Raw genomic sequence first — 12,578 nt, forward strand, 5'->3', positions numbered from 1 at the left:
TGATGACTATGGATACAACTGAGTACAGATTCACCCCAGCCGGCGTCCGGCGGATGAGTGACCGCGTGTTCATCCCAGAAGATATGGGCAATAAAGACTGGGTAACTTACTTGGAGTGGGTCGCCGATGGCGGCCAAACCTTGCCAGAGAAGACCGTTGAAGAAACGGCGAATGAAGAGCGGCGCTGGCGAGACCTGGAACTTCAAGGTGTCGCATGGCTGCGTGAGCGTCACCGTGATGAGGTTGAGTTAGGCAGTGCGACTTCATTGACCTCGGATGAGTATGGTGAGCTGCTGGCGTATATGCAGCTGCTGCGCGACTGGCCTCAATCAACAAAATTTCCAGTTCAGAAATACCGACCCAAGAAACCTAGCTGGATCGCGCTACAAACCCAATAACGCCCCGCACTGTCGGGGCGTTTTGTAATCCGCGACACGTAACAAAAACACCCACCCGGCCTCGCTTATGCGGGGCTTTTTGTTTCTGGAGCATTCGCTTTATGAGTTTCTTTCACGGCGTTACTACGACTGATATAAAGACAGGCGCGCGCACTATTTCCTTGCCGTCGTCTTCCATCGTCGGGCTTTGCGACACCTTCACCCCAGGCGTCCTCGGCGGCGGTACTGCCAAGGCCGGCGAGCTCAAATTGATCACCACCGAGCGCGAGGCTATCGCCGCCTTCGGTGCCGACTCGGCGATCACCAAGGCCTGTAAAGCGATCTACACGAAGGCCAAGGCGGTGATTGTTGCCATCGGCGTGCCGAAGCTGGAGGACGCGGCGCTGCAAACCTCGGCGATCATTGGCGGCGTTCTGGCCTCGGGTCAGCGTACCGGCCTACAAGCCTTGCTCGATGGCAAAAGCCTGTACAACGCGCAGCCGCGGCTGTTGATTGCGCCAGGTCACACGGCCACTCAGGCGGTCGCTACCGCGCTTGATAGCCTGGCGCAGAAGCTGCGGGCAATCGGCATTCTTGATGGCCCTGGCACCACGGATGAGGCGGCGATGCTTTATGCCGATAACTTTGGCAGTCGCAACCTGTTCATGGTCGATCCGGGTGTTCAGTACTGGGACACCGAATCCAGTAAGACAGTTGATGCGCCGGCCTCGGCCTGGGCGGCGGGCTTGTTCGCCTGGACCGATGCTGAATACGGCTTCTGGGCTTCGCCGTCTAACAAAGAGTTCACCGGCATCACTGGTACGACCCGAGCTGTCGAGTATCTGGACGGCGACGAGACGTGCCGGGCCAACCTGCTGAACAACGCCAATATCGCGACGATTATTCGCGACGACGGCTATCGCTTGTGGGGCAACCGTACGCTGTCGAGCGATCCGAAGTGGGCATTCGTCACGCGCGTTCGCACGCTTTTCATCCTTATGGATGCCGTGCAGGCCGGCCACAAATGGGCTGTGGACCGCTCAATCACCAAGACGTACGTCAAGGACGTCACTGATGGCCTTGATGCTTTCATGCGCGATCTCAAGGCCCAGGGCGCGATTATCAATTTCGAGGTGTTCCCGGACACCGAGCTGAACACTGCCAGCCAGATCGCCCAGGGCAAAGTTTATTGGCGCATTCGCTTCACCGACGTGCCGCCGGCAGAAAACCCGAATTTCCTTTTCGAAGTCACCGATCAGTGGATGACCGAAGTTCTTGAAGCAGCCTAAGGGGCCTAGTCAATGATTCCTCAAACCTTGTTTAACACGAACCTGTTTGTCGACGGTGTGAACTTCGCTGGCGACGTGCCGAGCCTTACGCTGCCCAAGCTGACCACCAAGACCGATGAGTACCGCGCTGGCGGGATGGCCGGAGCCATCGAGATGGCCCAGGGCTTGGAAAAAATGGAAGCCTCCTTTGTCACTAAGGGCGTGCGTCGAGAGTCGTTGAAGTACTTCGGCCTGGCAGATGGCACGGCCTTCAACGCGACGTTCCGAGGGGCTTTCAGGGGGCAAAAAGGGGCAGTGACGGCTGCGGTCGCCACTCTGCGTGGGTTGCTTAAAGAGGTCGACCTCGGGGACTGGAAAGCCGGCGACCCGGCGGAGATCAAACATGCCGTGGCGCCTTCCTACTACAAGCTCGAAATTGACGGCCGGGTCATCTACGAGATCGACATGGTCGCCGGTGTTCAGGTAATTGACGGTAAAGATCAACTCGCTGATGTTCGCGCGGCACTCGGCCTCTAAGGGAATAGATCCAAATGAATAAAGCAACTTTTAAAGAAGTACCGGCCTGGCTGTCGCTGACTGCGCTCGCTGCCGTCGTGACGCTCACGCGGCCGAGCAATGCCAACGGCGTACAGGTCGAGACCTTGACCCTGCGTGCCCCGATGGTTCGTGAAGTGCGAGCTGCCGACCGCGCCTCTAATGGCGACGATGAACAGCGCGAGTTGATGTTGTTCGCGGGATTGGCAGAGGTAGGCGTTAAGGATCTTGAAGGCCTCAAGCTGGCGGACTATCGCCGTGTTCAAGCCGCTTACTCGCACCTGGTCCCCGAAACCGACTATTCGGATTCGATGCCGCCGTGGCTGTCGGTTAATACTGATCGGGCCCTGGTCACTCTTTCCTGTCCGAGCGTCATCAACGGGGTGTCGGTTGATACATTGTCTCTGCGCTCCCCGACTGTTGGCGATGTGCGCACGGCTAATCGTGACGCGGGCGGAAATGACGAACAGCGAGAGCTGATTTTGTTTGCCGCGCTTGCCGGGGCGCCTGTCGCTGATCTGGAGGGCCTGATGTTGGTGGATTTTAACCGCCTGCAGGCCGGCTATTTTCGAATGGACCAAGACGACGGGGTTTAACCCTCACGTCATAAAAATGGCCGCGAAACGTCTGGCGGCGGAAACGGGATTTTCCGCTGCTGAGATTCTGTCAATGCCGTTTGCGGAAATGGTGTGGTGGCTCACGGACTGAGCCGCCTTCGATAAGGCTATGCAAAAGAGGGCCGTGACATGGCGAACAAGATCGCCCTCGGGCTGGTGATCGGCGGCGCCGTCAGTTCGACTGTCGGTGCTGCGTTTAAAGATGTAACGGGGCGCATCAAGCGTCTTGAGGCGGAAGGCAATAAAGCGCGTGTTCTGCAGCGCACTATCGGCGACACCATTCGATTGCGTGATGAATGGAAGAAAGCCCATGACAGCGGCTCTGAGGGAGCATCCAAGCTGCTGGGGCGATTGAACTCCAATCTCGACAGTTTGAAAAAGCAGGGCATCGAGGTCGGCCGGCTGGAAAAGGCCTATCGTTCAATGGGACAGACCGCCAACAAAGCCGAGCTTAAGGCCCGCGGACATCAGCAACTGGATGCTGGTAAGAACGGCATGAAAAGCACTGTCGGCGCCGCTGTCGTCGGTGTTGGCATGCTAGCTGTTCCGACCAAGGTCAGCGCGGATTTTGGGGCCATTGTTCGTGACATCGCGATCAAGGCCGGTATTGCCAACAAACCGCAAGAACAGGAGATGTCGCGCAAGATCATCGATACCTCGCGCGACACCGGCATGGCGCGCAACGACGTGGCCGACGTGGTCAACCAGTTGGTCGGCGCGGGTATGGATTTGAGCAAGGCCCTAGAGTACGCGCCGGTCGCGGCCAAGTTTGTCGTAGGTCAAGGCTCGAACGGTGTCGATACCGCGAAGATGATCAACGCCCTGGGGCAGAACGCCAAGATTACCGATCCAAAGCAGATGCAGCAGGCTCTGGAGGCTATTGCCTTCCAAGGGCAGGCGGGGAGCTTTGAAGCGGCAGACATGGCCAAGTGGTTCCCCGAACTGTTGGCGAATATGGGCAGCCTCGGCATCACCGGCATGGATGCGGTGACGCAGCTGGGGGCCATGCTGCAAGTGCAGATGAAGTCTGCAGGCGGCGCCGATGAGGCGGCGAACAACCTCAAGAACTGGATGAGCAAAATCGGTTCTGGCGATACCGTCAAGGCGTATGCAAAGGCCGGTATCGACTACAAGGGGTCAATGCAGACCGGTTTGCAAAACGGGATGTCCACGCTTGAAACCAGCATGTCGCTGGCACAGAAGTACATCCAGGCCACTGATCCGAAGCGCGCGGCGGCAATGGCCGAGGCGACGGCGAAGATCAGCAAGGAATCGGACCCGGAGAAAGCCAAGGCCATGATGGCCTCGCTGGAAGAGTCACTGCGCACCGGTGACCTGTTCGCTGATATGCAGGTAAAGGCTGCACTTTCTGCCTATATGCAGAACAAGGCGCTGTACAGCCAGCTCAAAAACGATTCGCGTGAAGCAACGGGCATCCTCGACAAAAACCTCAGCGAGCGACGGGAGGCGTCGTCGCAGAAGTGGGCCGAAATGGCTCAGTCGATGGATGACGCAATGCGCAGCGTTGGGGACGCCCTGCGTCCGGTCACGGACACCGTGGCTGAAGCGCTGACCAAAGTCACGAGGGGTATCACCTCGTTGTCTGACAGCGCGCCCGGCGTTGTCACTGGCATCACGGCGGTCGGTGGCGGGCTTATCGCGCTCAAGGGCCTGCTCAGCTCGTTCAAAATCGCTAAAGGTCTACTCAACGTCGCGCGTGGCTCGTTGGGTGGTAAGTCCGGCGAAGTGCAAAAAGTCTTTGTGACCAACTCCAAGGATGGCGCTGCCGGCGTTGGAAAGGGCAGCGATCCCAAAGGCAAGGCCGGCAAAGCCCTGTCGTTAGTTGAGACTGGTCTCAAGGCTGTAGCTGCACTCAAGGGTGAGTCAGCTGATGGTGATGGAAAGGAAGAGAAGAAGTCCGGCAAGTTAGACATTGTCTCGACTGGCCTTAAAGTGGTTTCGCTCGCAAAAGAAGCTGTATCTGGCGATGACGGCGCGACGGGTGACAGTACGGCGGCGAGTGGCGACGGCATTCAAAAGGTTTTTGTCGTTAATTTGGGTGCAATGGGAGGGCCCGCTGGAACGACAGGCGAAACCCGCCGGCGTGGTCGGGGTTCAAGACGTGGTTCTTCGCGTCGTCGGCCGGTGCCGCTTCGGGCGGGTAGCTCGCTACGTGCCCGTGTGCCGGTCCCGCGTCCGCCAGTTCCACGGCCTGCAGTCCCGGTCCCGCGTCCGGCTGTGCCACGGCCTGAAATACCGGCCCCGCGTTCGCCAATGCCACGACCTGCACTGCCGGCCCCGAGTCCGTCGTTGCCAAGGCTGCCGGTGCCGGTCCCAAGCCCGCCTATTCCACCAGTTCCGGTTCCCAGCGGAGCGATGGCGAAACTGGGCGGGGTTGTGCAAGCGGTCGGTAAGATCGGCAAAGCCGCCAAGATGATTCCTGGTGGCTCGCTGATGGAGGCCGGCGCGATGGCCTTCGACACCTATGAGAATGCCAAGACCAAGGACGAAAAGGCGGAGGGCTATGGCGCTGCAGCTGGCAATCTCGCCGGCACCATGGCCGGTGCTGCTGCAGGGGCGGCTATTGGCTCGGTGGTGCCTATCATTGGCACCGCTATTGGCGGACTGGTAGGCGCTTACTTAGGCAGCATGGGTGGTTCAGCGCTGGGTGGGGCTGCGGGTAAGTCGTGGTTTGGAGGCGAGGATGAAAAGCCCGCGCCCCCGATAACGCCCTTGCTGATGGCACCTCGACCGGGTCCAGCCATTCCAAGCTTGGCCGCAATGGGCAAGTCATTCAACAGCCCAAACGGTTCGGGTGCGCTGCTGATGGCGCCTGCACCGCAAGCGCCGGTCTTGGGTGATGTAGCCCGCTCTCTGGCCGTATCAGCACCGACCAAACCGGCGGCTGTCGCGATCCAACCCAAAGAGCCGGAAAGGGCTGTCCCGGCCAGAGTGGATCAGCAATTTCAGTACTCACTGAGCATGCCGGTGACGGTGCAAGGGGATGTGAAAGACCCGCAACGCTTAGCGCAGGACCTCATGCCGCACATGCGGCTAATGATGGCTGATGCGGCGAAACAAAACGCCGCGAAGCTGTACGACGAACCGCACCTGTAAAGAGGAGGGCCTATGGCTTATATGGAGCAGATGCAGTCGGGCCTCAAGTACCTGGTTGAAGCCGGGGAGGCTGGTAGACGTAGTGCTGACGGCATGCTTGGACCTGTCAACGGCGCAATAACGGAGCTGACTGGAGCTGCGTCCGAGCTGGAAAACATTCCGTTCGTGGGGCCAACTGTCGGTGCCAAGCTACAGCGGGTGATGCGCGGCGTGGATGCCGCGCAGGCCAAAGCCGGCCAGGTGCTGGCTGTGTACGGTCGCGCGACACGGGGCGCTTCCGAAGTGCAGGAGCGAATGGGTGCGCTGAAGGAGCAGGCGGGAAAGGCTGCGACGGCGATCAACAAGATCGCCGGAAAGGTCAGTCCGTCATTGGCAAACATCGTGCCCACCAGCGCGTTTGCCGTAGATGCCACACCAGCGCCAGAAGCGGTGAAGCCATTCCCGCACTTGCTGATCATCCAGCCCAAGGATCCTAAGATTCAGCCGTACTACTTCAACCTGGATACTGCGGCCTTCGACGAATTGAGTCGTTCGACCGAATTTCGTTGGGCTTCACAGGAGCGGCTATCGCGGCGCCCGGCGCAGCAGGCCGTGGGCATGGGCGAAGAAAAGCTCACACTCAAAGGTACGATTTACCCAGGCTTCAAGGGGGGACTCAAGCAGCTTGACACGTTGCGCACCATCGGTGGGCGCCTGCAGCCGCTGACCCTGACCACGGGGTATGGCGAGGTGATCGGCACCTGGTGCCTGAAGTCCATCAACGAGGAGCAAGGCGCGCTGTTGCATGGCGGTATTCCGCGTAAACAAGTATTCACTCTGGAGTTCACGCGCTATGGCGACGACATGCAGAACGTCTGACGGTGACATGCTCGATGTCATTTGCAATAACGTTTATGGGCACTTGAACGGCAGTGTCGAGGCGGTTCTGGATGCCAATCAGGGCTTGGCAGACGAGCCACAGCCCTACCGCAATGGCGTGGTGATCGTGCTGCCGGATCTGCCAACCCCTACCGAGGAAGGGATCAGTTTGTGGGATTGACTCTTAACGATACCGCCTGCATCCCGTTGCGTTAAGCGTAACGAAACGTCGTGTTTTGACCCGCCTAGTGCGGGTTTTTTTTGGGGCAGAATCCATGACTCCCACTTTTCGTATCGTCGCCGATGGCGCCGATATCACATCCAAGATCAACGACCGACTGTTGTTGCTGCGGACCTCCGACAAGCCGGGTATGGAGTCCGACGAGTTTGAATTACGTATTGATGACCGCGACGGCCAGGTGCAGTTGCCTCGGCGGGGTAGTTCGATCGAGATCTACCTGGGGTATGCCGAAACGTCCTTGATGCGGCTGGGGCGTTACGCGGTGGACACGGTCGAGGTTTCTGGACCGCCGGACACAATCGTGATCAAGGGGAAGGCCAGCGACATGCGCGGTAGTGGTAAGACCATCCGTAACGGAAGCTGGGAGGACGCGCCGCTGTCGAAGATCGTGGCCGACATCGCCGCTCGCAATGGATGGCAGGCAGGTTGCCCCGTGGCAACGAAGGTCGCCCGTGTAGATCAACTCAATGAGTCCGATTTTAATTTTGTCACGCGTCTGGCTAAGCAATACGACTGTACGGCTAAGGTCGCGGACGGCAAGTTATTGGTGATGCCGCGTCAAGGTGGCCAGACCTCCACCGGTAAGGCGTTCGGCGCGATCACCCTGATGAGAAGCGATCTCAGTCGTTGGCAGTTCAGCCTCGGGGATCGCAACTCGCACAAGGCCGTGGCGACCAAGCATCAGAACAAAAAGGACGGCAAATTGGCGGTGGTCACCATCGACAACGACGACGCCCCTGAAGGCTTGCCGGCCGTTCATACCGACCGACATATCTACCCGAACAAGACTGCCGCAGAGTCGGCCGCCAAGGCCCGTTTGGCCGCGTTCAATCGCTCGACCGCCGACGTGCGTTTCGAGATGCCTGGCCGGACTGACATTTTTGCCGAGCGCCTGATCAACGCCCAGGGCTTCAAGGTCGGGCTGGATGGCGAATACCTGGCGGATTCGGTGGAGCAGGTGTTTACCCAATCTGGCTGGTCGACCACGGTCGAGTGCAATGCCGGCAAGCAAGGCAAATCCAAGGGTAAGAAAAAGAAGGAAACGAAGCCGCTCAAGGTCGTGAGCGTCGAGAAGCTGTAATGCAATCCACCGCCGCCTGAGTGCGGTATTTTTTTGTCCGGAGTTTTTATGACCATCACTGAACAACAGCTACAACGCATCATGCCAAACGCCCGCCGCCAAGCGGGCGTTTTTGTATCTGCCCTGAACGCGGCAATGGCGCATCGGCAGATCAATACACCGAAACGCCAAGCTGCTTTCCTCGCGCAGCTTGGTCACGAGTCCGGACAACTGCAGTACGTCCGCGAACTGGGCGGCGATCAGTACCTGAGCAAATACGATACCGGCACTCTGGCTGCCAAGCTTGGAAACACCCCAGCCGCGGATGGTGATGGTCAACGCTATCGTGGCCGAGGGCTGATCCAGGTAACCGGGCACGATAACTACCTGCGCTGCAGTCTGGCACTGTTCGGCGATGAGCGATTGTTGCGCACCCCCGAGCTGCTCGAGCAACCGCAATGGGCGGCAGAGTCGGCGGCGTGGTTCTGGTCTGTAAACGGGCTGAATGCGCTCGCGGATCAGGACCAGTTCAACACCATCACTCGCCGGATCAACGGCGGCCTTAATGGCCTGGAGGATCGGCTGCAGTTGTGGGCCAGGGCGAGGGCGGTGTTATGCGTCTCTTCGATCTGATCCCTGCGCAGTTCCGTATCGCCGCTATCGGCTTGCTGTTAGTTGCGGTGGTCGCGGGATCTGCAGCATTGGCCTGGACTGCTCAGCATTGGCGTTATGGCCGCGTGCTAGAGCGGCAAGCCCGGCTGCAGGCGGACACCCTCAATGAAATATCCCAAGCGTCTGCTGCTCTGCAGCGTACCGAGCAGGACAAACGCCTTGCTCTGGAGCTCCGCCTGCAGAACAAAGACGAAACCCACTACAAGGAATTGACCGATGAGCAAACCAAGCAGGCTCGCCTGCGTGATCGCCTGGCTACTGCTGATCTGCGGCTGTCAGTCGTACTCGCCGCCACCGAACCCATCGGCAGCTGTGCAATGCCAACCACCACCGCCACCGGCCGCGTGGTTCATGGCACCGCAAGAGCCCAACTTGACCCAGCGCATGCTCAACGAATTATCGGCATCACCGATGCCGGCGACCAAGGATTGATCGCCTTGCGGGCCTGTCAGGCTTACGCAAAAGAAGTTTCTACACCGAAATAAAAGGAGCGGCCGGGCAGGATGCGTCAACATCCAACCCGGCCACCTTCCCCGCAGATCGTCCCTGCAAGTCCAGCCAAGGCTCCTGCTTCGTGCACAAAGCGGAGCGAGCCTAGCACTGTTTATCCATACAGCAAAGGTCTTGCTTTTTATGTCTACACCCATCATCCCTTGGATGGGCGGCAAACGCCGCCTGGCCGACCGCCTCATTCCACTGTTTCCGCCGCACGAATGCTACGTTGAAGTCTTCGCCGGCGGCGCCGCGCTCTACTTCACGCGGCCCCAGGCCGCGCCGGTTGAAGTCCTGAATGACATCAATGGCGACCTGGTGACGCTGTACCGTGTCGTGCAGAACCACCTGGAAGAGTTCGTGCGCCAATTCAAATGGGCGCTCAGTTCCCGCCAGGTGTTCGAGTGGCAGAAGATGACCCGTCCGGAAACCCTCACCGACATCCAGCGCGCCGCCCGATTCTTTTACCTGCAGCACCATGCCTTCGCCGGCAAAGTGACGGGGCAGACGTTCGGCACTGCAACTACCGGCCCGGCCATCAACCTGCTGCGGATCGAGGAGAACCTGTCCGCCGCATGGCAGCGTCTTTGCGGCACGTATGTCGAAAACCTTGGATGGCTGGAATGCGCCGAACGCTACGATCGGCCGCATACCTTCCATTACATGGACCCGCCTTACTGGCAGACGGCTGGTTATGGTGTGGACTTTCCCTTTGAGAATTACGAGCGCATGGCCGAGTTCATGCGCCGCTGCAAAGGCAAGGTGATGGTGAGTATTAACGACCATCTTGATATCCGACGTGTGTTTGAGGGATTCCACTTTGAGACGGTGGATATCCGGTACAGCACTACCAATCAGCGGCAGGGTAAAGCCGAGGTGAGTGGAGAGCTGGTGATTATGAACTGGGAACCGGCGGCACTGGGAGGGCTGTTTTAGATTTCATATGTCTCAGCTAACCGTCTTAATGGCGGCTAGTTGAGATGTTTTTTGAGTTCGCAGGGCGGTTGACAATTATCTATAACTTTGCCGAATAGCTTGAACTTCCATCGCTCGCTTACTAGCCTCGCTTAGGGCTAAGGAAAGAAAACCATCTTCTTCGGTGTGTTTAGCTAATATCATATTCAAAATCGGAATTCCATAAGCGTCTGCTATCGGCGCGAATGAAAATAATGTTTGAATTATGATTTCTGAGTTGTTGCTTTCTCCATTTGAATGATCTTCGACGTGGGCGAACGTCTCGGGGTGGTATCCAGGAGGTGCCGTCACATTACTTGTAAGGCACATTGGGATACCATTTTTATCAATATTTTTAATGAAGTGAGGAACATCCAGGAACGGTATTGTTCTCCATACATTCAAAAGTTTTATTTTTAGGTGAAAATCTAAAGGCCATCCAGCTTTTTTTTGTAGAGCTCTTTGAGCTTCCACGATACCAAATAGCACATGGTGCAGATGGTTTAGGTCTACAACAGAAGTGGTTTCTATTTTTGTTGATTCTAGTTTTTCGACGAAAGGAGCGGTTTGTTTATATCCATGCAAGAAAGCACGGATGTCGTGAATGTTTCCGTTACACCAGTTCAAGGGGATTGTGATGTCGCTAGTTAGGTCGCTTTGCAAATCCCAAGTGATGCTCAAATTTGTCGGGTTGTTATCTTTACACTGCCTGGCGATGATTCCGCCTGCTCTTGGATAGATGGTATCGAAAGGTAGGCAAATAGCCCTGCCTGTCACAGCGCCGAGTATCTCCTTTACACTGTCCAGATTAAAAGTGAAGTCTGATCGAGGTAATTCCCAGAGATTTGGCTTTATCATTATCCTTAAAAAAGGGGAGTTGGATTCCCCTTTAGAGAATTCAGGGTCATTATCATGCCATTTTTTATAGTGACCTATTGTGGTCTTTGATCTGTCAAATAGTTTTTCTACCATGTACCTATCAGTTTCTGGTACGGGTTCTGATCCATCTGCAACTCGGCGGTAAATGTATCCTCCGCTGTGTACGTGTGGTGCCTCGATACTTTGCGGTACGACTAGGCAAACTATGGCGCGGTCAGGCTTTAAGCCAATAGCTTCGCAAGGGCCATATAAAGTTTTTGTTTCGAAATGGCAGGCAGGACTCATATTGGCGACTGCTTGTCTTATTTTCTGCAGTGCTGCATCTAATTCTGAATTTTCGATTCCGATAAATTCCCCTGCTACGGAATTTTCTTTGGAATGCTCTTTTATTCCGTAAAAAATCCAGCCGCCATAGCTGTTCGCAAACGCGGAAATTGATTTTGCAATGGCCGTGGATTTAGATATTGCTTGTTTGTATTCGACGTACCAACCTTCATTTACATCTCTCAGTGCTAATAGATCTTCGGTTTTAATGTCGTTAAAACTTTTTGTAAATGGTGAGTAGTGTTTCATACAGGTAATCCTTTTCATCTTTGAGATGACGGGAACTGCTTCCGACGGGGAGTCTGAAGCATGATAAGAACTCTTTCAGGGCAGAGTTTATCGAATGATGTTGACTTCTCTACGCTGGGGCAGGCATCTAGGCTGTGACCTACAAAGTATAGTTGGTGATCATGAACTGGGAGCGAAACGCCTTCTATGGCCTGTTTTATCCCACCGGCTGTATCAAGCCCGCGCCTGTGCTCTTCACGTTGCCCACAGCGACGGCGACCTTGAACCATTCAAATGCCTCGGCCGGCTCGCCTTGATGCAGCACTATCTGCTCGGCACGTTCTTTGGGCGTTGCCGGGTCCAGCCATTCACGGGCCAGGTCCGGGGTCAACACCACGGGCCTTCGGTCGTGAATATCCACCATGCCGCCGGCGCTGTTGGCGGTAATGATTACAAAGCCATCATGCTCCCCAGGTCCTTCATCGGAGTCAGGCAACTGGCCGATGGATGCACATAGCACCGGTGCGCCGTCTTGTCTACGGATCAGGTAGGGCTGTTTTTTCGGCCCGCCTTCGTCCACCCATTCAAACCAGTTATCTATAGGCGCGATGGCGCGGTGCGGCCAGATCGCCCGGTAAAAAGGTCCGTGCGCGACCTTTTCGACTCTGGCATTGATTGGCGCGGCTCGGTCCTTTGCCCAATGTGGTCGCCACCCCCAGCGCACCGGATCGGCGCGAAGAAGGTCGCCCTGCAGGTGCAACAGAGCAACCTGGGTGGTTGGAGCAACGTTGTAACGATCAAGCGGCAGCTCACCCACGGAATTAGCCAGGGCATTAGGCATGCTCAATGCCGCAACGAAGTCATGAATGCCGCTGTATTGCGAGAGTCTTCCACACATGACGGTCTCCGCTCGTCGGCCCTGATGAACAGCCGCGC

Annotated in this window: 13 protein-coding genes and 1 pseudogene; 12 read left to right on the forward strand and 2 right to left on the reverse strand. The window is 56.9% G+C overall.

Annotated elements, in window-relative coordinates; genetic code table 11:
• The first annotated feature begins 8 nt into the window (after positions 1-8).
• The 12 genes and pseudogenes from OSC50_RS11245 to OSC50_RS11300 all read left to right on the forward strand — a co-directional run bounded on the left by OSC50_RS11245 (position 9) and on the right by OSC50_RS11300 (position 10,193).
• Positions 9-398: a phage tail assembly chaperone gene (locus tag OSC50_RS11245; protein WP_266249525.1), complete on the forward strand. Its 390-nt coding sequence runs from the start codon at positions 9-11 to the stop codon at positions 396-398.
• Between the two features lie 101 nt (positions 399-499).
• Positions 500-1,666 (forward strand): phage tail sheath subtilisin-like domain-containing protein, encoded by a 1,167-nt coding sequence (locus OSC50_RS11250; RefSeq protein WP_266249523.1) that lies wholly within the window; start codon positions 500-502, stop codon positions 1,664-1,666.
• 12 nt (positions 1,667-1,678) lie between these two features.
• Positions 1,679-2,182 carry a phage major tail tube protein gene (locus OSC50_RS11255; RefSeq protein ID WP_266249521.1) on the forward strand — a complete coding sequence of 168 codons (504 nt, stop codon included), beginning with the start codon at positions 1,679-1,681 and terminating at the stop codon, positions 2,180-2,182.
• A 14-nt stretch (positions 2,183-2,196) separates the two neighbouring features.
• Positions 2,197-2,499: pseudogene (locus OSC50_RS11260) on the forward strand (phage tail assembly protein); the annotation flags it as partial.
• A gap of 12 nt (positions 2,500-2,511) precedes the next feature.
• Positions 2,512-2,796, forward strand: coding sequence for a phage tail assembly protein (locus tag OSC50_RS11265; protein WP_258197656.1), 285 nt, complete (start codon positions 2,512-2,514; stop codon positions 2,794-2,796).
• Between the two features lie 150 nt (positions 2,797-2,946).
• A complete protein-coding gene (locus tag OSC50_RS11270; protein WP_266249519.1) occupies positions 2,947-5,934 on the forward strand; it encodes a phage tail tape measure protein in 2,988 nt (995 codons plus the stop codon).
• A 12-nt stretch (positions 5,935-5,946) separates the two neighbouring features.
• A complete protein-coding gene (locus OSC50_RS11275; protein WP_266249517.1) occupies positions 5,947-6,792 on the forward strand; it encodes a phage tail protein in 846 nt (281 codons plus the stop codon).
• On the forward strand, positions 6,767-6,973 hold the full coding sequence (locus tag OSC50_RS11280; RefSeq protein WP_266249515.1) for a tail protein X: 207 nt from the start codon (positions 6,767-6,769) through the stop codon (positions 6,971-6,973). Before OSC50_RS11275 ends, OSC50_RS11280 begins: the two co-directional genes overlap by 26 nt.
• Before the next feature lie 94 nt (positions 6,974-7,067).
• Positions 7,068-8,114, forward strand: a complete 1,047-nt coding sequence (locus tag OSC50_RS11285) for a phage late control D family protein (protein ID WP_266249512.1) — start codon at positions 7,068-7,070, stop codon at positions 8,112-8,114.
• Between the two features lie 48 nt (positions 8,115-8,162).
• Positions 8,163-8,726, forward strand: coding sequence for a glycoside hydrolase family 19 protein (locus OSC50_RS11290; protein WP_262020343.1), 564 nt, complete (start codon positions 8,163-8,165; stop codon positions 8,724-8,726).
• The gene (locus OSC50_RS11295; protein WP_266249508.1) at positions 8,708-9,250 is read left to right on the forward strand and encodes a lysis system spanin subunit; all 543 of its coding nucleotides are present in this window, start codon (positions 8,708-8,710) and stop codon (positions 9,248-9,250) included. The genes OSC50_RS11290 and OSC50_RS11295 overlap by 19 nt, the downstream gene beginning before the upstream one ends.
• A gap of 148 nt (positions 9,251-9,398) precedes the next feature.
• The gene (locus OSC50_RS11300) at positions 9,399-10,193 is read left to right on the forward strand and encodes a DNA adenine methylase (RefSeq protein WP_266249506.1); all 795 of its coding nucleotides are present in this window, start codon (positions 9,399-9,401) and stop codon (positions 10,191-10,193) included.
• Positions 10,194-10,268: 75 nt separating this feature from the next.
• Here OSC50_RS11300 and OSC50_RS11305 read toward each other — a convergent pair whose 3' ends face one another.
• On the reverse strand, positions 10,269-11,663 hold the full coding sequence (locus OSC50_RS11305; RefSeq protein ID WP_266249504.1) for an AlbA family DNA-binding domain-containing protein: 1,395 nt from the start codon (positions 11,661-11,663) through the stop codon (positions 10,269-10,271).
• 196 nt (positions 11,664-11,859) lie between these two features.
• Positions 11,860-12,540 (reverse strand): SOS response-associated peptidase family protein, encoded by a 681-nt coding sequence (locus OSC50_RS11310; RefSeq protein ID WP_266249503.1) that lies wholly within the window; start codon positions 12,538-12,540, stop codon positions 11,860-11,862.
• Between the last annotated feature and the right edge of the window lie 38 nt (positions 12,541-12,578).

Origin of the sequence: Pseudomonas quebecensis, assembly GCF_026410085.1 — a bacterium.
Lineage (GTDB): Bacteria > Pseudomonadota > Gammaproteobacteria > Pseudomonadales > Pseudomonadaceae > Aquipseudomonas > Aquipseudomonas quebecensis.